The 22,805-nt window shown below is 34.2% G+C and carries 22 protein-coding genes; 16 read left to right on the top strand and 6 right to left on the bottom strand.

The genetic code is table 11. From position 1 onward, the window contains the following. Positions 1-8 precede the first annotated feature (8 nt). The 8 genes from ACSVH7_RS00430 (at position 9) to ACSVH7_RS00395 (ending at position 8,322) form a co-directional block, all read left to right on the top strand. On the top strand, positions 9-575 hold the full coding sequence (locus ACSVH7_RS00430) for a DUF3109 family protein (protein ID WP_438064729.1): 567 nt from the start codon (positions 9-11) through the stop codon (positions 573-575). 264 nt (positions 576-839) lie between these two features. Further along, positions 840-1,817 (top strand): ribonucleotide-diphosphate reductase subunit beta, encoded by a 978-nt coding sequence (locus ACSVH7_RS00425; RefSeq protein WP_438064728.1) that lies wholly within the window; start codon positions 840-842, stop codon positions 1,815-1,817. Positions 1,818-2,098: 281 nt separating this feature from the next. Then, positions 2,099-4,522: a ribonucleoside-diphosphate reductase subunit alpha gene (locus ACSVH7_RS00420; RefSeq protein WP_438064727.1), complete on the top strand. Its 2,424-nt coding sequence runs from the start codon at positions 2,099-2,101 to the stop codon at positions 4,520-4,522. 19 nt (positions 4,523-4,541) lie between these two features. Then, on the top strand, positions 4,542-5,153 hold the full coding sequence (locus ACSVH7_RS00415) for a hypothetical protein (protein WP_438064726.1): 612 nt from the start codon (positions 4,542-4,544) through the stop codon (positions 5,151-5,153). Positions 5,154-5,205: 52 nt separating this feature from the next. Further along, positions 5,206-5,760, top strand: coding sequence for a hypothetical protein (locus tag ACSVH7_RS00410; protein WP_438064725.1), 555 nt, complete (start codon positions 5,206-5,208; stop codon positions 5,758-5,760). Positions 5,761-5,862: 102 nt separating this feature from the next. After that, positions 5,863-6,069 (top strand): addiction module protein, encoded by a 207-nt coding sequence (locus ACSVH7_RS00405; protein ID WP_438064724.1) that lies wholly within the window; start codon positions 5,863-5,865, stop codon positions 6,067-6,069. 131 nt (positions 6,070-6,200) lie between these two features. Then, on the top strand, positions 6,201-6,920 hold the full coding sequence (locus ACSVH7_RS00400) for an AAA family ATPase (protein WP_438064723.1): 720 nt from the start codon (positions 6,201-6,203) through the stop codon (positions 6,918-6,920). Positions 6,921-6,975: 55 nt separating this feature from the next. Beyond that, a complete protein-coding gene (locus tag ACSVH7_RS00395) occupies positions 6,976-8,322 on the top strand; it encodes a deoxyguanosinetriphosphate triphosphohydrolase (RefSeq protein WP_438064722.1) in 1,347 nt (448 codons plus the stop codon). A 3-nt stretch (positions 8,323-8,325) separates the two neighbouring features. Here ACSVH7_RS00395 and ACSVH7_RS00390 read toward each other — a convergent pair whose 3' ends face one another. Together ACSVH7_RS00390 and ACSVH7_RS00385 are read right to left on the bottom strand one after the other, a co-directional pair. Then, positions 8,326-9,396, bottom strand: a complete 1,071-nt coding sequence (locus ACSVH7_RS00390) for a DUF3078 domain-containing protein (RefSeq protein ID WP_438064721.1) — start codon at positions 9,394-9,396, stop codon at positions 8,326-8,328. 24 nt (positions 9,397-9,420) lie between these two features. Continuing rightward, entirely contained in the window at positions 9,421-11,199 is a 1,779-nt protein-coding gene (locus ACSVH7_RS00385) for a 1-deoxy-D-xylulose-5-phosphate synthase (RefSeq protein WP_438064720.1), read from the bottom strand. A gap of 691 nt (positions 11,200-11,890) precedes the next feature. Here ACSVH7_RS00385 and ACSVH7_RS00380 point away from each other — a divergent pair. The 5 genes from ACSVH7_RS00380 to ACSVH7_RS00360 all read left to right on the top strand — a co-directional run bounded on the left by ACSVH7_RS00380 (position 11,891) and on the right by ACSVH7_RS00360 (position 15,946). Further along, on the top strand, positions 11,891-12,910 hold the full coding sequence (locus ACSVH7_RS00380; RefSeq protein ID WP_438064719.1) for a PDDEXK nuclease domain-containing protein: 1,020 nt from the start codon (positions 11,891-11,893) through the stop codon (positions 12,908-12,910). A gap of 95 nt (positions 12,911-13,005) precedes the next feature. After that, entirely contained in the window at positions 13,006-13,449 is a 444-nt protein-coding gene (locus tag ACSVH7_RS00375; protein ID WP_438064718.1) for a nucleoside deaminase, read from the top strand. A 102-nt stretch (positions 13,450-13,551) separates the two neighbouring features. Further along, on the top strand, positions 13,552-14,790 hold the full coding sequence (locus ACSVH7_RS00370) for an ATP-binding protein (protein ID WP_438064717.1): 1,239 nt from the start codon (positions 13,552-13,554) through the stop codon (positions 14,788-14,790). Between the two features lie 510 nt (positions 14,791-15,300). Further along, positions 15,301-15,600: a nucleotidyltransferase family protein gene (locus ACSVH7_RS00365; protein ID WP_438064716.1), complete on the top strand. Its 300-nt coding sequence runs from the start codon at positions 15,301-15,303 to the stop codon at positions 15,598-15,600. After that, positions 15,593-15,946: a HepT-like ribonuclease domain-containing protein gene (locus tag ACSVH7_RS00360; RefSeq protein ID WP_438064715.1), complete on the top strand. Its 354-nt coding sequence runs from the start codon at positions 15,593-15,595 to the stop codon at positions 15,944-15,946. The genes ACSVH7_RS00365 and ACSVH7_RS00360 overlap by 8 nt, the downstream gene beginning before the upstream one ends. A gap of 472 nt (positions 15,947-16,418) precedes the next feature. Here ACSVH7_RS00360 and ACSVH7_RS00355 read toward each other — a convergent pair whose 3' ends face one another. Both ACSVH7_RS00355 and ACSVH7_RS00350 read right to left on the bottom strand, forming a co-directional pair. Beyond that, on the bottom strand, positions 16,419-17,963 hold the full coding sequence (locus tag ACSVH7_RS00355; RefSeq protein WP_438064714.1) for an Rne/Rng family ribonuclease: 1,545 nt from the start codon (positions 17,961-17,963) through the stop codon (positions 16,419-16,421). A gap of 423 nt (positions 17,964-18,386) precedes the next feature. After that, complete coding sequence (locus tag ACSVH7_RS00350; RefSeq protein ID WP_438064713.1) at positions 18,387-18,677, bottom strand: HU family DNA-binding protein; 291 nt, start codon at positions 18,675-18,677, stop codon at positions 18,387-18,389. Positions 18,678-18,810: 133 nt separating this feature from the next. On the opposite strand from ACSVH7_RS00350, the gene mutY reads away from it, so the two are divergent. Genes mutY through gldD form a run of 3 tightly spaced genes read left to right on the top strand, consistent with a single transcriptional unit; the run spans position 18,811 to position 20,924 of the window. Then, positions 18,811-19,869: an A/G-specific adenine glycosylase gene (gene mutY / locus ACSVH7_RS00345; protein WP_438064712.1), complete on the top strand. Its 1,059-nt coding sequence runs from the start codon at positions 18,811-18,813 to the stop codon at positions 19,867-19,869. Positions 19,870-19,899: 30 nt separating this feature from the next. Then, positions 19,900-20,337, top strand: coding sequence for a single-stranded DNA-binding protein (locus ACSVH7_RS00340; RefSeq protein ID WP_438064711.1), 438 nt, complete (start codon positions 19,900-19,902; stop codon positions 20,335-20,337). Between the two features lie 23 nt (positions 20,338-20,360). Further along, the gene (gene gldD, locus ACSVH7_RS00335; protein ID WP_438064710.1) at positions 20,361-20,924 is read left to right on the top strand and encodes a gliding motility lipoprotein GldD; all 564 of its coding nucleotides are present in this window, start codon (positions 20,361-20,363) and stop codon (positions 20,922-20,924) included. Between the two features lie 345 nt (positions 20,925-21,269). Here gldD and ACSVH7_RS00330 read toward each other — a convergent pair whose 3' ends face one another. Together ACSVH7_RS00330 and fic are read right to left on the bottom strand one after the other, a co-directional pair. After that, the gene (locus tag ACSVH7_RS00330; RefSeq protein WP_438064709.1) at positions 21,270-21,560 is read right to left on the bottom strand and encodes a helix-turn-helix domain-containing protein; all 291 of its coding nucleotides are present in this window, start codon (positions 21,558-21,560) and stop codon (positions 21,270-21,272) included. A gap of 349 nt (positions 21,561-21,909) precedes the next feature. After that, on the bottom strand, positions 21,910-22,461 hold the full coding sequence (gene fic, locus ACSVH7_RS00325; protein ID WP_438064708.1) for a protein adenylyltransferase Fic: 552 nt from the start codon (positions 22,459-22,461) through the stop codon (positions 21,910-21,912). Between the last annotated feature and the right edge of the window lie 344 nt (positions 22,462-22,805).

Genomic DNA, 22,805 nt, shown 5'->3' with positions numbered 1-22,805 from the left:
AGTCCATCATGTTTCAATTAGGAAAAACCATCGTATCCGAAGATATACTCGAAAAAGAATTTGTCTGCAATTTATCGGCTTGCAAAGGTGCTTGTTGTGTTGATGGTGATGCTGGAGCTCCTTTGAGTATTGAAGAAACTAAAATTCTGGAAACAATCTATCCTAAAGTAAAACCTTTTTTGCGTAAGCAGGGCATCGAAGCTATTGAGGCGCAAGGTACTTGGCTCAAAGGGACAGATGGTGATTTAGAAACACCGCTAATTGAAAATAAAGATTGTGCGTATGTTATTTTTGATGGATCAACAGCGCTTTGTGGCATCGAACAAGCTTACAATCAAGGAATAATTGATTGGAAAAAACCTGTTTCCTGCCATCTGTATCCCATCCGAGTGAAAGATTTTACTGATTTTGCAGCGGTCAATTATGATAAATGGGACATATGCGATGACGCTTGCTCTTTGGGCAAAGAACTCGAGGTTCCGGTGTACAAGTTTGTGAAAGAGGCGCTGATTAGACGCTTTGGTGAAAACTGGTACATGGAGCTTGAAAAAGTTGCCAACGATTTGAAAAAATAAGTTCAAAAAAATACTTTTTCCTCTTATAAGTGACTTTCTAAAATCTTATATTTTACGGCACTTCAGTGATTTTTGTAAATTTCAAATACCTAAAAATCAATCACTTATAAAATCAAAATTTTAAATTTTGAAACGATCCCTTTTGTTAAAAACTCAAAGGGATTGTGAATAAGTTTGGCTTTTAAAACACGTAATATTTCACAACCTTTGTAATCCCCAGATGGATTCAATTTCTCTAAAAAAAACAAAAAAAGAAACAATAAAATGTCACATTTAGAACCAATTTTACAAGAAAATAAAAATCGTTTCGTGATTTTTCCAATCAAGCATCATGATATTTGGGAATGGTATAAGAAAATGGAAGCCAGTTTTTGGACTGCAGAAGAAATAGATTTATCGCAAGACTTAAACGACTGGAATAATAAGCTAAGTGAAGATGAGAAATATTTTATCAAACACATTTTAGCTTTTTTTGCAGCTTCTGACGGTATTGTAAATGAAAATTTAGCTGAAAATTTTGTAAATGAAGTGCAATATGCTGAAGCTAAGTTTTTCTACGGTTTCCAAATCATGATGGAAAATATTCATAGCGAAACCTATTCTTTATTAATCGATACCTATGTAAAAGATGAAATAGAGAAAAACGAGTTGTTTACTGCAATCGAAGTTTTTCCAGCCATCAAGAAAAAAGCAGATTGGGCTTTAAAATGGATCGAATCCGATTCATTTGCTGAACGATTGATTGCTTTTGCTGCTGTAGAAGGAATCTTCTTTTCTGGAAGTTTTTGTTCTATTTTTTGGTTAAAAAAGCGTGGCTTAATGCCAGGATTGACATTTTCTAACGAGTTGATTTCTCGTGATGAAGGCGTTCATTGTGATTTTGCCGTGCACTTGCATAATCATCATTTGATTAATAAAGTGCCTAAAGAGCGTATTAGAGCAATTCTTGTAGATGCCTTAACTATTGAAAGAGAGTTTATCACTGAATCCCTTCCAGTAAGTTTGATTGGAATGAATGCAGGTTTAATGACACAATATTTAGAATTCGTAACCGATCGTTTATTGGTTGAGTTAGGTTGCGAAAGAGAATACAATACCACCAATCCTTTTGATTTCATGGACATGATTTCATTGCAAGGAAAAACCAATTTCTTTGAGAAAAAAGTAGCAGAATATCAAAAAGCAGGCGTGATGAACACGGATAGTGACGCGCAAAAGATTTCATTCGACGCTGATTTTTAATTTTTTTTTTCACCGCAAAGACGCAAAGTCACAAAGATTATTAGGGTTACTTTTTTTAGCTTTCTAAATACTTTACGCCTTTGCGCTTTGGTTTATTTTAGATTTTTTTTTCACCGCAAAGTCACAAAGATTAAATGGTTGCTTTTTTTAGTTTTCTAAAAATTTTGCGCCATAGCGTCTTCGCGGTAAAATAGTAAAAACCGGGGATTAGCTTCCCAATTCCATGATTACAAATACCCTAAAATAGCAAAGGGATTTGCTGTTTTTTAAAACCAAAACTTATGTACGTAGTAAAAAGAGATGGCCACAAAGAGCCGGTAATGTTCGACAAAATCACAGATAGAATTAAAAAACTATGCTATGGTTTGAATGATTTAGTAGATGCTGTAAAAGTAGCCATGCGCGTAATCGAGGGCTTGTATGACGGTGTATCCACTTCAGAATTGGATAATTTAGCGGCAGAGACAGCTGCTTCTATGACCATTGCGCATCCGGATTATGCCCAATTAGCCGCTCGTATCGCGATATCTAATTTGCATAAAAACACCAACAAGTCGTTCTCCGAAACCATGAACGAAATGTACCATTATGTAAACCCAAGAAATGGTCAAAAAGCACCTTTGCTTTCAGATGAAGTACATCAAGTAATCATGGATAATGCGGCATTTCTGAATTCACACATTATCTATAATCGTGATTTTAACTATGATTATTTTGGTTTTAAAACCTTAGAACGTTCGTATTTGTTAAAAATAAATGGCAAAATTGTAGAACGCCCACAGCACATGTTGATGCGTGTTTCTGTTGGTATTCATTTGAACGATTTGGAATCGGTTATTGAAACCTACGACTTAATGTCTAAAAAATTCTTTACGCACGCTACGCCAACCTTGTTTAATGCGGGTACTCCAAAACCTCAAATGTCTTCTTGTTTCCTTTTGGCGATGCAAGACGATAGTATTGACGGAATTTACGATACGTTGAAACAAACCGCTAAAATTTCTCAATCTGCTGGAGGAATTGGACTTTCTATTCATAACGTGAGAGCTACAGGTTCATACATTCGTGGTACCAATGGAACGTCAAACGGAATTGTGCCTATGTTGCGTGTTTTTAACGACACGGCTCGTTATGTAGATCAAGGAGGAGGAAAGCGCAAAGGAAGTTTTGCCATTTATATTGAAACGTGGCATGCTGATATTTTTGAGTTCCTAGATTTAAAGAAAAACACAGGAAAAGAAGAAATGCGTGCCAGAGATTTATTCTTCGCGATGTGGACTTCGGATTTATTCATGAAACGTGTACAAGAAGACGCACACTGGACGTTGATGTGTCCTAACGAATGTCCAGGTTTATATGACGTATATGGCGATGAATTTGAAGCAATGTATTTGGACTACGAGAACAGAGGTAAAGGTAGAAAAACCATCAAAGCTAGAGAATTATGGGAGAAAATTCTAGAATCTCAAATCGAAACGGGCACGCCTTATATGTTATACAAAGACGCCGCTAACCGTAAATCGAATCAAAAAAATTTAGGAACGATTCGCTCTTCAAACTTGTGTACCGAAATTATGGAGTACACTTCTAAAGATGAAATCGCGGTATGTAACCTAGCTTCTATTTCTTTACCCATGTTCATTGAAAACGGAAAGTTTGACCATGAATTAATGTTCAATGTAACTAAAAGAGTAACTCGTAATTTGAATAAAGTAATTGATAGAAATTACTACCCAGTAAAAGAAGCTGAAAACTCTAACATGCGTCACCGTCCGGTAGGATTGGGTGTACAAGGTTTAGCCGATGCTTTTATCTTGCTTAGAATGCCTTTTACCAGCGATGAAGCAAAGAAATTGAATCAAGAAATTTTCGAAACCCTTTATTTTGCGGCCGTTACTGCCTCAATGGAAATGGCCAAAGAAGAAGGTCCTTATTCTACTTTCGAAGGTTCACCAATTTCTCAAGGGGAGTTTCAACACAATCTTTGGGGACTAAATGACGAAGAGTTGTCTGGAAGATGGGACTGGGCTGCTTTGAGAAAAGAAGTTATGCAACATGGTGTTAGAAATTCACTATTGGTTGCACCAATGCCAACAGCATCTACTTCTCAAATCTTAGGGAACAACGAAGCATTTGAACCTTACACTTCTAATATTTACACTAGACGTGTACTTTCTGGTGAGTTTATCGTAGTAAACAAACATTTATTGCATGACTTAGTAGAGCGTGGTCTATGGAATGAAACGTTGAAGCAAGAAATCATGAGACATAACGGATCGGTTCAAAATATTGATTCCATTCCGCAAGATTTAAAAGACTTGTACAAAACTGTTTGGGAAATGTCTATGAAAGACATTATTGATATGTCTCGTCAAAGAGGTTATTTTATTGACCAATCTCAATCACTGAACTTGTTTATGCAAGATGCTAATTACTCAAAGTTAACTTCTATGCATTTCTATGCTTGGCAATCAGGATTAAAAACAGGAATGTACTATTTGAGAACCAAAGCAGCAGTAGATGCTATTAAGTTCACGTTGAATAATGACAAAAAAGAAGAGGCAATTCCAGAAAGTAAACCTAAAGCAAGACCTTTGGAAGCGGTTGAAGTAGAAACGGTGGAGATGACTCCTGAAGAATACAGAGCCATGATCGAATTGGCCAAAAACGCAGGGCCAGACGACTGTGAAATGTGTGGGTCTTAAAAATTTTAAGAAAGAAAAAATGGAAATATTGTTTAGCAAAAAAAATATCGATGTAAAAAAAGAAATTGAAAAAAAAATTGAAAACGATATTGAAAAATTAACAATTATTACTGAAGAAAATATCATCTTGTACTATGATGATATTTTCAAAAAATTTGAATTAGAACCTTTGAATTTTGATATAGATAAGACTGTAATTGAATTTAATAAAAATAAGCCTGTTTCAGAATGTTTTTTAAAAACAAATGGAGTGGATTATGATGGTGATTTATTTTTCGGAACTATCTATTTATGTACAGATTTAGTGAGTGGTACTAAGAGTTTATTATTAAATAAACCCATTGATTTCAAAGTTAATCCCAATGTAAAAGGATATTTTGATAATAAAAATAAAATACATATTGAATTTCCGACATCAATCTACAATGTAGATTTAAAATTTAAAGAAGATATTGATAAATTCAATTTACAGAAAGGTGTTCTGAAAAATTACTTAGTTAATGGAATGAATGAAATTAATAAAGAAATCCCATATAAAAACACTGAAATTAAAGAGAAAATCCTTGAATTATTAAATGCAAAAAAAGAAAAATTAAGTGCAATTGAAGAAAGAAATAAACTTCTAAATTAATAAATCAGAAAAGCCATCAAAATAGATGGCTTTTTTAATCTAAAATTACATTATGAAATTAAATATTTTTCAAAAAATCACATTCCTAGTTTATATTTCAATAATCTTATTGGTTTTTGTTTTTTTTGTACCATATCACAATAATATTGTCCATTATAGTATTTTATTTTCTGGTGAAATAGTATTAACTAGATTTTTAATTTATTTAAGCATTCCAACAGTACTTGTTTTTTTTGTAAATAAGTACTTAGAAACAATGAATACATTGGAATTAACATATTATAAAAGTAAAGGTAAAAAAGAACTATGTTTTTTCTTCTTTTTTGCTTCAATTAACTTAGGAACAATATTTTTTTTATGTGTTACAAACGGTAAATATTTTTTAGATTTTAATTCGATAGAATCAAATTTTTATAATTTTGCTAATAATACTTACCCTTACAGTGAGTACAATAGTGATACATATAATTTAATTTTGTTAAAAAAGTATATAGATTATTGTATCAAAAACAATATTGTTTCTGTGTTTTTAATTTCTTTTTTTTTAATATATGTTATAAGACCTTTAATTTTAATTTTTAAAGAAATGTTGAATGAAGTAAGATAAATTTGTGCTAAAGCAAATTGAAATAGGTTTTTCCCTTTTAATGAAATTAGTATAAATTAACTGTTTCCAATAAGTAATTGACCATTCAAATAATTATTATAAATGAAAATCAAGGATTTTTCAAAATATAGTAATGCTGAAAAAATTGTTTTCGCAGAGCAATTATGGGATAGTATTGCTAAAAACGAATTAGAAATCTCTGATGAAATACAAAAAGAGTTGGATATTCGACTTCAAAATTTAGAAGAAGATAAATCTGAATTGTATTCATGGGAGTCCGTAAAATCGCATTTGAAAACGATTAGATAATGCGTGAGATTCAATTTACAAAAGAAGTATTATTTGATATTGAGACCGCTGTTTTTCACACCTCTCGCTCTCCAAAAAACTGGTCAAAAAGACTTGGTTTATAAGTTAAACCTTTTAACATTCCAATCCCCTTGAGTTTATTATATTTTACGGATCGAAGTAATGTCCTCCTTGAAGATGTTGTCTTTAATGAAGCCGTTTCACAACAAATTAATCAATTTTTGAAGGAGTATCAATTTCGAAAAGTACTCGAGCAATATGATTTACCTGTAGCCAATAAAATGCTGCTTTACGGCAAAACAGGTTGTGGTAAGACCATGACTGCCAAAGCCATTGCTAAAAAATTGGATAAAAAATTGATCATTGTTAATTTGTCAAGAATTGTTTCGTCTAAATTAGGAGAAACCTCCAAAAATATCGAAGGATTATTCAAAGAAGTGCAGTACGAAAGTGCGGTGTTGTTTTTTGATGAGTTCGATTCTTTAGGACAAATAAGGGATTATGACAACAAAGACAATACAGAGATGAAACGCGTGGTCAATTCCATTATTCAGTTAATTGATAGTTTTCCGAGTCATTCTGTTTTAATTGCTGCTACCAATCAAATTCAAATGATAGATGAAGCCTTAGTGCGACGCTTTGAATTGCAACTCGAGTTTACCGCACCCAACTCAGCCGTTTTAGATATCTATTATGACACCTTACTGCAAAAGTATCCCCCACAATTTCAAAAAATGGAGCGTTTGTATGACCTTACTTTTGCCGAGGCAAAAAATCATTTGCTCCAATCAGTGAAAAACAATGTGATTCAAGACGCTATTGTGAATCATACTCAGGATTTATCCGAATAGAAATATAAAACCAATCGTATTTGTATATTTGACAACTAATTATGCACAAAGTAAAATGAACTGGGAACAATTATTATCATTAAAACGTCAAGGCGACACAGGAAAGCGTTTGCGCATCGAACAAGATGAAACTCGTTTAGGGTTTGAAGTAGATTATGACCGAATCATTTTTTCGTCTGCTTTTAGAAGTTTGCAAGACAAAACTCAGGTAATTCCATTATCCAAAACCGATTTTGTGCATACCCGTTTGACCCATAGTCTAGAGGTTTCAGTGGTAGGACGTTCTTTAGGAAGATTGGTTGGAAAAAAAATAATCGAAAAATATCCATACTTACAAGATATTCATGGTTATCAAATGAATGATTTTGGAGCCATTGTTGCTGCGGCTTCTTTGGCTCACGACATTGGAAATCCCCCATTTGGACATTCTGGCGAAAAAGCAATTGGAGAGTATTTTTCAATTGGAAAAGGACAACACTATAAAAATCAATTGAGTCCCAAACAGTGGCAAGATTTAGTAGATTTTGAAGGTAATGCCAATGGTTTTTCGATGTTGAATAGTTCTCGTCCTGGAGTTGAGGGAGGGATCCGATTATCGTTTGCCACTTTAGGTGCTTTTATGAAATATCCAAAAGAAAGTTTGCCAAAAAAGCCTACCAAAAACATTGCTGACAAAAAATATGGTTTCTTTCAAACCGATAAAGATTTTTTTCAAGAAGTAGCTCAAGAAATGGGAATGATTCCCAATAAAAGCAATCCAGACGTTGGCTTCGAAAGACATCCTCTAGCTTATTTGGTCGAAGCTGCTGATGATATTTGTTATACCATTATTGATTTTGAAGACGGCATTAATTTGGGATTAATCTCAGAAGATTTTGCATTAGAATATTTAATCAAATTGGTAAAAGACAGTATTGATGCTTCTAAATATAAGACATTAGAAACGAAAGAAGACAGAATTAGCTACTTGCGTGCCTTGGCCATAGGAAGTTTGATACATGATGCCGTTAAAGTTTTTATTGAAAACGAAAACAGTATTTTGGAAGGCAATTTCCCTTTTGCTTTGATGGATAAAAGCAAATACAAAGCACAAATGGATGATATCATCAAAATCAGTGTCAAGAATATCTATCAGAGTAGAGAAGTTATAGAAAAGGAATTAGTGGGGTATCAAATTATACAAACCCTTTTGGATAAATTTATTGTAGCTTTCAATAATCAATTTGAAGGAAAAACTTCTAATTATGACCAATTGATTTTAAAAATGCTTCCAGAAAAGCACCAGCTAGAGAAGGAAAATCTCTACGAACGTTTGTTGCACATCTGTCATTATATTTCGATGTTGACAGATGGTAATGCGCTAAAAATATATGAAACTTTACAAGGAAGAAAGCAAAATTAGTAATTAAAATTCATAAGCTAATCCAACTCCTAAAACTTGTTTTAATTGCATTTTAGGCCCCTCAGTGATTTGAACGCCGTCAATTTCTTTTTTGTTTTTGATGTCATCGTCATAGATGATTTGAGTGCCTATATTAGCCTTTACGTATTTGTTTACCACTAATTCTAATTGAATATTCCAATCAATATCCACATTCCCAAAATGATTTAAATAATCGGAATACAATACCAAACGATTGTCTAGAATGATGTTTTTGAATATTTCTTTTTTAATTTGGTATTGCAACAAGAGTCCTAATTCTGTTTTGGTTTTTTTTCCTCTCCTGAGCATCACATCGTTTTCATCATAGATAGCTCCTTCTACACCAAAAGCGCCTTGATCAGCTAGTCTTTGATCCAAAACAAAGGTTTTTTTCATCGTAAAAGGTGAAATATAGTAGGAGTATTTTTTTTTCTTGTCTATATTTTCAGCACCTAATCCCATAAAAACATAGGCGGGAGCAAAAAAACGAGAGATAGCTACTTCTTTGTTTGGATAAGAATACCCGTCGGTAAATTGTGTGTTGAAGTTGTATTTTGCAGAATAATACCAATTCGTCAAAGTATCTCTGCGGTAACCAAAAGTGGAATTGATTTGTATCACATCATCTGTTTTACGTAATTCAATTCCGTCTTGTTTGTTGAGACCATAGCGAACAATTAATTCATTCTGCCATTTGAATTTTTCTCGCGTATATATTCTTGTGAAATTTCCTTTTATCAAGCCTGAAATGGAGCTTGTACCTCCTGCATTCCAATTTAAAAATGATATTTGGGTAATGTCAAATCCTAATCTATTTGTTTTTCTCCAATTTGAAATCCCTAGTGTATTAACAGACGTTTTTTTAATAATTGGTGCTTTTAATGGGGGAAGTGTTTTTGGAATTACAAAAGGTCTGAATGTCGGCTTTGATGTAGGGGTTAGTAATAACAAAGAATCTTTGGTATCTTCTGAAGTAGGAATTTCTTGGCTATAAATATGTAAAGAAAAGCTTAATAAAAAAAACAATAAGATAGGATGTTGTATAAATTTCATTATGAACTATTTAGTAATTGCAAATTAACTCAATTTGTAGGATGAAAAAAAATCTTTCAAACTTTTAACGTCAATTTTGCATTCTTGTTGTAATTCGTTCACAGATCCATGTTCTATGAAAAAATCAGGGATTCCTATTGTTTTAATTGGTTTTGAATAGCTGTTTTTTGCGGCAAATTCTAAAATAGCACTTCCAAATCCTCCTACCAAAACCCCTTCTTCAAGAGTGATGATGGTTTCAAATTGATTGAAAATAGCGTGAAGTAAGTTTTCATCCAAAGGTTTTATGAAGCCAAAATGATACTGTGCAAAAGCTGCTTTATTTTCCAAAGTCGCTATGGCTTTCGCTGCATTGTTGCCAATAGTTCCGGTTGAAAGAATCGCAATTGAAGTCCCTTTTTTTAGACATAGGGCTTTTCCGAACGGAATCTTTTGGTAAGGTGTTTGCCAATCGATAAATTCACCTCGTCCTCTAGGATAACGTATCGCTATAGGTTGGTCAATTCCTAATTGTACGGTGTATAAAATATTTTGTAATTCAATTTCGTTCAACGGAGCAAAAATGGTTAAATTTGGAATGCATCTTAAATACGCTAAGTCAAATACACCATGATGCGTAGCGCCGTCTTCGCCAACCAATCCTGCTCTATCTAAACAAAAGATAACAGGCAAGTTTTGTAAAGCCACATCATGTATGATCTGATCATAGGCTCTTTGCAAGAAAGTAGAATAGATGTTACAATACACAATCATGCCCTGCGTAGCCATTCCTGCGGCCAAGGTGACAGCATGTTGCTCAGCAATACCCACATCAAAAGCGCGTTCCGGTAATTCATCCATCATAAATTTAAGAGAACTTCCCGATGGCATGGCGGGTGTGATTCCGATGATTTTTTCATTCTTTCGCGCTAAATCCAAAAGGGTTAAACCAAAAACATCTTGGTATTTTGGAGGTAGGTTTTCATTAGATTTTACATGAATTTCACCTGTCGAAGCATCGAATTTCCCGGGAGCATGATAAATAACTTGGTTTTCTTCGGCTTGTTGTAATCCTTTGCCCTTGGTGGTAATTACATGCAAAAATTTGGGTCCTTTTATTTTTTGTAGGCGTTTCAATTCTTTAATAACAGCAAAAATATCATTGCCATCTATAGGACCTGAATAATCGAAATTTAGAGACCGAATCATATTATTCTGTCTTGGATTCTTTCCTTCTTTTACTGAGGTGAGATACTTTTTGAGTGCACCCACACTAGGATCAATCCCGATAGCGTTATCGTTTAAAACAACCAATAAATTTGCCTTTGTAACTCCCGCATGATTCAAGCCCTCAAATGCCATTCCGCTGGCAATTGAAGCATCACCAATCACGGCAATATGCTGTTTTTCGAAATCGCCTTTCAAATAAGAAGCAATCGCCATGCCTAAAGCTGCCGAAATAGAAGTAGAAGAGTGGCCTACGCCAAAGGTATCATACACACTTTCACTTCTTTTAGGAAAACCAGATATGCCTCCAAGTTGCCTGTTTGTATGAAAAACAGCCCTTCTTTCGGTTAGGATTTTATGTCCGTAAGCCTGATGACCTACATCCCAAACGAGTAAATCTTCGGGAGTATTAAAGACATAATGCAACGCAATAGTTAATTCGATTACACCTAAACTTGCGCCCAAATGTCCTTCTTTTACCGCCACAATAGCAATAATGAAATCACGTAACTCTTGCGCCAAAAAAGGGAGTTGTGCTTCATTGAGTAAGCGTAAATCAAAGGGAGAGTTGATATGTTCGAGTAATTTGGTTTTCATTTTTTATTAAAAAGCGAATTTACGGTTTTAAATTTAATTTTGGTTTTCAATAGTATGTACAAGTTCAATTTTCAACTGTTTACTTATTAAAAGTGGGGGTTACTAGATTTGAAGTGATTATTTTTGTGAATTACCTCAAAAAGTGAGTTTTTTAGCAGGGTATTCTCATTAACCCAGATTCCGCATTAGAAATCTACTACAACTAAATTACGTCACCATTTTAAATTTTTTAGGGGAGTTCAGTGAATGAATTTCATTTGTTTTTAATATTGTTGTTTTGGCCAAATGTAATCTTCGATGTCTGCTTCAAAACCAAGAACTTTTTTCACGAGTTTCTATTTTTTTTAGAGGAGTTCAAGATACGCTACGCTTGGTTTTCCCATTTTTAAATTCAAAATACAATACTGACACGAATTAATACTGTTGCTAGAAAATTCTATCTAACATTTTTTTAATCTTTGAAAATCAGCGAATCAGCGGTAAAAAAAAAAGTTAGCCTAGCTGCGCTCAAAGTTTTTCCACTTTCTTGAAATTCGTGACAATCAATTTCAGTTGCGATGACAATTAGTATCAATGGGTCTAATTGTGGGTTAACTTTTTTTAAAAGCGAATGTCCTAGTTTTTTAGGCGGTTACTGTTTTCGATACTTTTCTTTTAGTATATTGTAGTCTTCATATTATTAACTTTAGTAATGGCACAAAACACCAAAGGTTTATCTGTTAAAGAAAATGATTTATTGATTGATTTGTCGCATCTTATTGAGCAAAGTAAGCAACAAGTAGCGGCACAAGCGAATAGTGCTGTTACTATTTTGTTTTGGCAGATTGGTAACCGTATTAATCAAGATGTTCTACAAAATAAACGAGCTGATTATGCAAAACAAATTGTGTCGACAGTGTCGACACAATTGAAAGAACGATACGGAAAGAATTTTGAATTAAGAAACTTGCGACGTATGATGCAGTTTGCCGAACAATTTACAGATTTTCAATTTGTCGCGCCACTAACACGACAATTGTCTTGGTCACATTTTGTAGAATTATTGCCATTAAAAACAATGGAGGCCAAATTATTTTACGCACAAAATGCAGGAGATAATTTGTATGGAATTAGAGAATTAAGACGGCAAATTGCTTTAAAAGCTTATGAAAGAACGAGTATTGCCGATGCTCAAATTATCGAATCTAAACAAATTCCGTTCAACACTTTCAAAGATCCTTATATTTTAGATTTGTTGGGTTTGCAAAATACCTTTTTAGAAAAAGATTTAGAGCAGGCTATACTTTACGGTTTAGAAACTTTTATACTCGAATTAGGTAAGGGGTTTACTTTTGTAGAACGCCAAAAAAGAATGATTATAGATGAGGAAGATTTTAATTTAGATTTACTTTTTTTTCATCGAAAGTTAAAACGATTGGTTGCTATAGAATTAAAAATGGAAAAATTTCAAGCCAAATACAAAGGGCAAATGGAGTTATATCTCAAATGGCTAGACAAATACGAAAAACAAGAAGGAGAAGCCTCGCCTATAGGGTTGATTCTTTGTGCCGAAAGTAGTAGAGAGCAAATAGAGCTGCTCGAAATGCACAAAGACGGAATTATGGTTGCCGAATATTGGACAGATTTACCTCCAAAAAAAGAATTTGAAGAGAAAATACATTTATTAGTTGTTGAAGCCAAAGAGAGATTGAAGAGAAATAGGCTGCTGTAAAACTATTTTTTCAGATTCTCTCAAGAGGTTATACTCATTTCACTTTTTAAAATAAAAATAAAGTAGGCTCTTAGTTAAATACTATTTTTGTAGTTATGATAAACCCATTCACCGACGAATATTTCATGAAAAAAGCTTTGCAAGAAGCTGAAATGGCTTTTGAAAAAGGTGAAATTCCTGTTGGAGCCGTTATTGTAGTGGCCGACAAAGTCATTGCCCGAACGCATAACTTGACTGAGTTACTCAACGATGTTACAGCTCATGCCGAAATGCAAGCGATAACAGCAGCAGCCAATTTTCTAGGGGGTAAATATCTGAAAGATTGCACCTTATACGTGACGCTCGAGCCTTGCCAAATGTGTGCCGGAGCCTTGTATTGGAGTCAAATTTCTAAAATTGTTTTTGGCGCCAGTGATACACATCGCGGGTATGAAAAAATGGGAACACAAGTACACCCCAAAACTACTGTAGTCCGAGGTGTTTTAGCAGAAGAAGCCGCAACTTTGATGAAGCGTTTTTTTGCACAGAAGAGGAAGTGATGGTTATATGGACAAATTTAACGACAATCAATTTTTGTCAAATATAAAATATCGAAACTTGCAATTTTTACAAGTTTCGATATTTTTTCATACATTTGATTTATGGAAAATTACACCAATCGCAAAGAATATATCGGTAAATTACTATCCTATAAAGATAAAGATCTTATAAAAGTCGTTAGCGGTTTACGCCGGTCGGGTAAATCTACACTTTTGCAATTGTATCGGGAACAATTACTTAAAGCAGGTATTGGTAAACGACAAATCCAATTTTACAATTTTGAATTACCCGAAAATTTTGTAGGTAAGAATTGGGATGATATCTATTTTGACATAAAAAAGAAGTTACAAGCAGACAAACCCAACTATGTATTTTTGGACGAAGTGCAAAACATTCCAATATTTGAAAAATTGGTGGACGGACTTTTTGCTACCCAAAATGTGGATGTTTACATTACAGGGTCAAACGCTTTTTTGTTGAGTAGTGAATTGGCTACATTGTTGAGCGGTCGATACATCGAAATTTCTATTTTACCCTTCTCATTCAATGAATATTTAACTGCAAGAAGTGTTGATACGAGCAACAAATATTTGAATTACGAGCTTTTATTTTTCGACTATATAAACGAAACTTCTTTGCCCAAAGGCGTTGCCTTACGGGAAGAGGGTTACGATAAAATTCACGAATATTTGGAAGCTATTTATACTACCATTATTGAAAAAGACATCACACAACGCCACCAAATAAATGACAAACGGGCTTTTGAAAACATCGTAAAATTTGTAGCTTCCAATGTGGGAAATGCACTTTCGCCAAATAATATCTCAACAATTTTAAAACAAGATGGACAAAGTGTACATCACGCCACCGTCGAAAAATATTTGGAATATCTCACGGCAAGTTTTGTGTTTTACAAAGTAAATCGTTTTGACTTGAAAGGGAGAAAACAATTAGCTACACAGGAAAAATATTACTTGGTAGACATGGGCTTACTCAATATGTTTACAGGTAAAGAACGCACCACCGACAGGGGACATATTTTAGAAAATGTTGTTTATTTGGAATTGCTTCGTAGAGGTAATAAAATTTGGACAGGTACTAGCCGAAACAGCGAAGTAGACTTTGTTTGTAAAACCAAAACTGGCGATATTGCCTATTATCAAGTGGCTTGGCAAATGACCAATCAAAAGACTATAGAACGTGAATTTGGCGCCTTAGAAAAAATTAATGACAACTATCCAAAATTTCTACTCACAACCGACGGATTTACCCAAAATAGAAGTGGAATAAAACATTTAAACGTGTTTAATTGGTTGTTAGAAACAAACGAAAAACAATAACCACTGACTACAACAGCTAGGGTTCGTTGCGTCTGCAAGCCAAACAATGAAACCCGTGTTGAACAAAACCGCTCAACTTCCAGTACTATGGGTTTATCGTAAATAGATTTTATAATTTTCAAGAGGATTTAGATCCTCTTTTTTTTTGGAGTGGATAGTAGTTTGGTTTTGAAGTGTTTTCCATTACTATTTTTCTTGCCTGCCCTTATCTGTAAAATTGACTTTCATGGGGAATGGATTTTGGCTACTGTCAAGAAACCAAGTAGGTGGCCCACGCTGGTCAAAAACCGCTACCGGGTGTAAATTGCCTGTTTTGAAGCAGTTGGTCAATTGATATGTCCCTAAATGTAAGTGCAGTAGGGTGATTTACTACTATGAAAAGCCGAGTGAAGGGAGACTTTCATGCACAATTTAGTGAGAACGCAGGAGTGAAATTCCCTTGCGTGACTCGATTGGCGGTAATTATTCGACGAATCGATTTTAAAATATTTTTTTGTTTAAATTTGCAGTATGGGGATTATTGACAATAATATAGATAACTTAATAAAGCTGTGTGTACTATACAACGTGGAAAAAATGTATCTATTCGGTTCATCCCTCAATTCCAGCTTTAACGAAAAAAGCGATGTTGATCTATTAGTAAAGTTTAAGCAAATTGATCATTCAAAATATTTTGATAATTACATAAACTTCAAAGAAAAACTAGAGGCTTTATTTGGTAGAGAAGTTGACTTACTTGAAGAGCAGACTTTAAAAAATCCAATCTTAATTAAATCAATCAACAAATCAAAAGAACTAATTTATGGATGAAAGGATTCTTAAATGGTTGTTTGATATAAAAATGTCTATTGATGAAATAAACGAATTCTTTCATAATGAAGAGAAAGATTTTTTCAAATATCGAAATAATTTAATGCGCAAAAGGGCTATTGAAAGAAATCTTGAAATTATAGGTGAAGCCATCAACCGAATTATTACACGAGATGATACTTTTGTAAAGCAAATATCAAACGCAAAAGCAATTATTAGTCTTAGAAATCATGTGATTCATGCTTATGATAATGTTTCTGACGAGAATATTTGGTCAGTCTTAATCAATCACTTACCGAAATTGGAAATAGAAATTGATAACTTAATCCAAAAAGAAGAAAAATAACTACTGCCAAACAGCTAGGGTTCGTTGCAACGGCAAGCCGAACAATGAAACCCGTGTTGAACGAAACCACTCAACTTCCAGTACTATTGGCTTGTCGTAAATAGATTTTATAATTTTCAAGAGGATTTAGTTCCTCTTTTTTTTTGGAGTGGATAGTAGTTTGGTTTTGAAGTGTTTTCCATTACTATTCTACATCCGTTTCCTTACCTATGCAATCAGATTTCATTGGTAATGGATTGTTGGTGTCGTGCCTTTTTATCATTTGGAATTTTAAAAGGATAAAAAGAACATTGACGAATAAGAATCAATTATAATTTGTGAATGCTATCTCACTCTTTTTTAATCTTTGAAAATCAGCGGTAAAAAAAGTTAGCCAAGCTGCCGTCAAAGTTTTTCCACTTACTTGAAATTTGTAGCCAAAAAAAAGACACAAAAAAACCGCTACTCTTTCGAATAGCGGTTTTTATTTGTTTTAGTCTTCAATAACATTTCCTTTTTCATCGTAGAAATGGTATTCTAAATACGTGTAAGCGTCACGTGGTATGATTTTTACCCATTTCTTATGTTCAAAAAACCATTTTGAACGCAAGGATGGAAAACCTTTACTGAGGTAGGCAGCCACAAACGGGTGTACATTAAGCACCACTTTCTTGTGGGTTTTTAGATGTCTTTCAAGATCGAGAGTGATTTTGTCAATGATTAAGATTGGCGCTTCTATTTCGCCATGCTCATTGTTAGGATCTTCTTCTCTAGTCTTGATATTGACTTCTGGTCTTACTCTTTGTCTGGTAATTTGAACTAATCCAAATTTACTAGGAGGTAAGATCTTGTGTTTGGCTTTGTCATCGCTCATTTCTTCTCTTAGGAAGTCGAATAAGACTTTGCGATTTTCGGGATTGGCCATATCGATAAAATCAATTACAATGATGCCTCCCATATCTCTCAAACGCAATTGTCTTGCGATTTCGGCTGCGGCGATCATGTTTACTTCCATTGCGGTGTCTTCTTGATTGGTAGCTTTGTTCGAACGGTTGCCGCTATTAACGTCTATAACGTGAAGGGCTTCAGTGTGTTCAATGATCAAATAAGCTCCTTTACTCATGGAAACTGTTTTTCCGAAGGAAGTTTTGATTTGTCTCTCTATGTTGTATTTCTCGAAAATAGGTGTGTCTTTCGATTGATAAAACTTGACAATAGATTGTTTGGAAGGTGCAATTTCTTGCAAATATTCCTTTGTTTGTTGGTACAACTCTTCATCATCTATTTGAATACCGCTAAAGGTATCATTAAACACGTCGCGAAGGATAGAGGAGGCTCTGTTGAGCTCACCCAATACTTTTGACGGATGATGAGCAGTTGGTAATTTCTTACACATTGCAGTCCATCTGCTGAGCAGGTTCTGCAAATCTTTTTCTAATTCGGCTGTATTTTTGCCTTCGGCTACTGTGCGAACAATAACGCCAAAGCCTTTTGGTTTGATGGATTGTACTAGTTTTTTGAGTCGGTCTTTTTCTTTTTTGTTTTCTATTTTTTGAGAAATAGAAACACGATCAGAAAAGGGGACAAGAACAATAAAACGTCCAGCCAAGGATAGTTCAGCACTAATTCTTGGGCCTTTGGTTGAGATAGGTTCTTTGACTACTTGTACTAATACGGATTGATTGGCATTCAAAACGTCAGTAATGGTGCCATCTTTATCAATCTCTTTTTCAAACTGAAAGTTTTTTAGGGAGAAATCTTTTATTTTACCTGCGCTTACAAGTTTTATGAATTTCAGTTGGGAAGCAAGATTAGGACCTAAGTCGTGGTAATGTAAAAAGGCGTCTTTTTCGTAGCCAACATTTACAAAAGCAGCGTTGAGTCCAGCCACTGGTTTTCTTATTTTGGCAATAAAAATATCGCCTACTTGAAAATTGCTGGTTTCTTGTTCTTTGTGTAATTCAATTAGTTTTCCATCTTTTAATAAGGCAAAATCTACGGCATCGGAACTCGAACGAATAATTAATTCTTTATTCACGCTGTACATTTTTATCCGAACTTTTTGGCTCTTGGCTATTGGTATTTAGTATTCGTTGTTTTGCAAATTTTACTTTGCTGGCAACTAATGACTAATGACTAATGGCTAATAGCTAATTGTAAGGATGGATTAAACAATATTTAACAGGTTTGACCCGGGAGGGAAAGTTGAAATTCCAATCCTGAAATTCCAAATTCCAATAGTGACTTCTTGCTTTTTGGATTTTGGATTTTATTTTTTGGAATTTTTGAAATTTCCCAAATTTCAATGAACTTTTAAAAAGAAAAAAGTAGTTTAAAACTACTTTTTCTTTTTATGACGGTTAGCTCTCGCTCTTTTTTTACGTTTGTGCGTTGCTACCTTATGTCTCTTTCTTTTTTTACCACTTGGCATATCTTGAAGATTTTATGATTAATTAATATTTTATTTTGCTTCGTTATTTGTCTTAACTCCTTCAACAAACACTTTTGCAGGTTTAAATGCAGGAATGTTGTGTGCTGGAATTTTAATTGTAGTATTTTTGGAAATATTTCTACCTGTTTTTTCTGCTCTAGTTTTTACAATAAAACTTCCAAAACCTCTTAGATACACATTGTCTCCAGTTTCTAATGAAATTTTCACTTCATTCATAAAAGTCTCCACTGTCGCCTGAACATCTCCTTTTTCAAGACCTAGTTTTTCTGAAATCTTCGCTACGATATCTGCTTTCGTCATTTTCTTTCCTATTTAATATGTTGTATTATTTTTTTTGAGGTTGCAAATATATGAATTTAAAAAACAATAAATCAACCTAATTCGTTAAAATTTAATTACATAAACTTTTACTTTTGCTTACAAATAATTTACAATGAAATTTCATAAAGTTCTAATTCAGTGGTATTTAATAAATAAAAGAGATTTACCATGGCGAAAAACAGCGAATCCTTACCCTATTTGGCTCTCAGAAATTATATTACAACAAACCCGTGTAGCGCAAGGCACGCCTTATTTTTATTCTTTTTTAGAGTCTTTTCCTACTGTTTATGATTTGGCTCAGGCTGAGGAACAACAAGTGCTTAAACTTTGGCAAGGATTAGGGTATTATTCCAGAGCTAGAAATTTACACCGAACTGCTCAATATGTTGTAAGCGAATGCCAAGGTGTCTTTCCTGACTCGTTTTCTGGACTTTTACAATTAAAGGGAGTGGGCGAATATACCGCAGCTGCTATTGCTTCTTTTGCTTATAATGAACCTGTGCCTGTGGTTGATGGTAATGTATATCGTGTGCTTTCCCGTTTTTTCGGAATCGAAACGGATATAAGTTCAGGAAAAGCCAAAAAAGAATTTACCGCTCTCGCTGCCGAATTACTGCCGAAAGACCAACCTGCACTTTTTAATCAAGCTATTATGGAATTTGGTGCAATGCAATGTGTGCCCAAAAATCCGGATTGCGAAAATTGTATTTTTAACAGCAATTGTGTGGCTTTACAAAAAGGATTGGTAGGCGAGTTGCCTGTGAAATCCAAAAAACTAAAAGTGACTCATCGCTACTTTAATTATATAGTTGTGAACGATAGCAACGGAAATACCAAATTGCAACAACGCACCGACAAAGGGATTTGGTTTAATTTATATGAATTTCCTTTGATAGAAACGCTGCAAGAAGAAGCATTTGAAACTATTGCGCCATTAATTCAGAACGATACTTCTTTTGGAAGTTCAGTGGTAAGTATTCATGAAGTTAATTCTATTGGTATAGTGCATAAATTATCGCATCAACATTTGCATATCAAGTTTTGGAAAGTAAAGCTAGAGGTTGCTTTGGAGGAAGGAATAACTATAAAACAATTAAAAACCTTTCCGTTTCCTATCGTGATTCATAATTTTATTGAAGATGAAATCCTTCAAAATAGTTCTAAAAAATAATGTATCTTTGGTTGAAATACCACCAAAATCATGAACGGAACATTAAACAAAGTGATGTTAATTGGGCATCTTGGAGACGATATTAAGATGCATTATTTTGAAGGCGGCAATTGTATTGGCCGCTTTCAATTGGCTACCAATGAAGTATATATTAATAAAACCACCAACGAGAAAATTACCTCTACGGAGTGGCATAATTTGGTGGTGCGTAACAAAGCTGCCGAAATCTGCGAAAAATACCTCTCCAAAGGCGATAAAATATACGTAGAAGGTCGCATTAAATCACGTCAGTGGCAAGCCGAAGATGGTACTATGAAATCTACCACCGAAATTCAAGTTACCGAATTTACCTTTTTATCTACCAAAAAAGAACAAGAACAGAAACTAAATACTCCTCAAGAATCACCAAAAAATACTAACTTTGACCCCTCAAATGGCAGTTTGCCCATCAACGATTTGCCTTTCTAAAGGCAGTTGAAATTCCAAAAAGAATGAGAAAAATAGGTTCAGTTTTTATAGGTTTTGTAGTAGTAGTATTGAGTGTAACAGGGTGCAAAAAAGAGGTGTTACCCAAACCTTCCGGTTATTTGAGATTGGATTATCCGGAAGCATCCTACATCAGTTTTCAAAATCAATGCCCTTTTAGTTTCGAAAGGAACGATGCCGCAGTGATATCAGGACAGTCCAATTGCGGCTTTACTATCACTTATCCAAAAATGAAAGCTACCATCTATCTCACCTACAAACCCGTACAAAATAACATCAAAGAATTGCTTCGTGATGCCCAAAAATTAACCTACGAACATGTCATTAAAGCCGATGATATTTTGGAACAACCCTTTATTAATCCCGACCAAAAAGTCTACGGCATGTTTTATCAAGTAGAAGGCAACGCCGCTACAAACTCACAATTTTACGCCACCGATAGCACCCGCCATTTCGTAACCGGATCCATTTATTTTTACGCTAAACCTAATTTTGATTCGGTCATGCCCGCTGCGAGTTTTGTACGCGACGACATGAAACGCTTGCTCGAAACCTTAAAGTGGAAGTAGTTTTAGGAGCATAACCATTGCTTTCTCCTTCACAACTCCTGCTGAACGTTCTATCTATCTCGCCGTTCTGAGGCTACTGGATTGTAGCAAAGAAACAAAGATGCGTATGTAAATAGGTGAAGAGAAACACTTAAAAATTACATTGGGAATTACTCCAAAATAAAAGAGACGCACTTGTCTCTTGAATTGTAATCAAAATTTGTATCGACAACCTCAAGTGCGAGAGGTGCGAAAGGCTGTGCAACTGGAGTTTAACTTATGTTACTTTGTTTTGATATTTGAAGATTTCCATTCATTGTTAGGCTTGCAGCCGCAACGAAATTCTGGCTGTTGACAGATGTAGCTTTATAGTTCTATTTGGATTTTTACTTTTCCTCCAAGTCCTTTTTCAACTATTTCATGTAAAGTTTTAAGAGTTAAATTACTTCCGTTATTTTCAATTCTAGAAATAAATTCTCTTTTTTTTGCAACTAAATCGCCTAATTCAGTTTGTGTCAAATGCTTTTCTTCACGAGCTTTTTTCAAAAGTAAACCAATTTTAAAACCTTGAAATTCTCTTTCAAGTTCATCGCGTCTTCCCGTTCCTTTTTCGCCGTAAACTTCCTTTTTAATTTCTTTCCAACTTTTAGTTTCCATAATTATTTAGATTTTTCGTTGTAATATTTTGTCCTCGGGGCTATATCTGCTAATGCCAGTCCGTGAAAAAACGTCCGTTTGGTTCGTAACAAATATAACAAAGCACTGTTATTAAAACAGGATTTATCGTATGTTTAATATGCAACACAGCCAAGTAATCTCCTGTCAGTAACTGAAAATGAATTGTCTAGAAGACAAAATCACTATAGATAATCCCGATTTTTATCGGGATGAATTGCTTGGTTTATCCTGAGCAAGGTCAAAGGGTTCGGTAGTGTGAGAGGCGCACTCCGTTAGTTTCTAGCGGAGCCGTCTACTCGACTAGCAGATGGCGCTTTCCCTAAAGATTTTATTCTTCATCTTTTTCGTAGCCTTCATAATAATAGGACTGTTCAATTCCTTTGAAGATAATTTCCCTATCGTTAATATCGTTAGTTAGATTTTCTTGTAATAAAGTCCGTAATTCTAAATCATTAATAGGACTTCTCTCCATTGATTGTAAATAAAGAGTTTTATCAACGAATTGCCAATTTACAACTTTCTTAAGTCTATTTTTTAAAATCATATCCAACCAAATTCTCATAGATCGTCCGTTACCTTCCATAAATGGATGAGCAATATTCATCTCGACATATTTAGCAACAATTTCATGAAAATTATTTTCTGGCATTTGCTCGATCTTTACTAAAATTTCATTGAGATATAAAGCGTTTGCAAATCTAAAAACGCCTTTCGAAATATTGAGTTTTCTTATTTCTCCAGCGAAATCATATAAACCATGAAATAGATAGTGGTGTATTTCTTTGAGGCCTTTTGTGGTGCCGATTTCTATCTTGTCAATATCGTTCGATTCAAACAATCGATATGCGTTTTCTAAACTATTTTTGTCAATATTTTTCATATAGATTTAGCTCCAGTTTAAGTCTATTACAAAAATACTTCAAATGGATGAAATATTATATTAATGATTAAATTTTCTTATTTTAGTGGGGTTCATGACGCGCGTTTTGCGCTTTCTGCTAACGTCAGTCTGTGAAAAAACGTCCGTTTGGTTACTAACAAATATAACAAAACAGTATTGTTAAAACAGGATTTCTCGTATGTTTAATATGTAGCATATCCAAGGAATTTCCCGACAGCAATTACAAATAAGTAGTTTTGAAGGTGAAATCACTCTTGATAATCCAGTTCGTTTTATCAAAGTTTTCGTAGTGAACCTATTTTGAATACGACCATTACTTTGAA

The sequence above is a fragment of the Flavobacterium sp. TSSA_36 genome (genome assembly GCF_051547165.1).
GTDB lineage: Bacteria > Bacteroidota > Bacteroidia > Flavobacteriales > Flavobacteriaceae > Flavobacterium.
The sequence above is the reverse complement of the archived record's forward strand: the minus strand, read 5'-3'. Positions and strand labels throughout refer to the sequence as shown.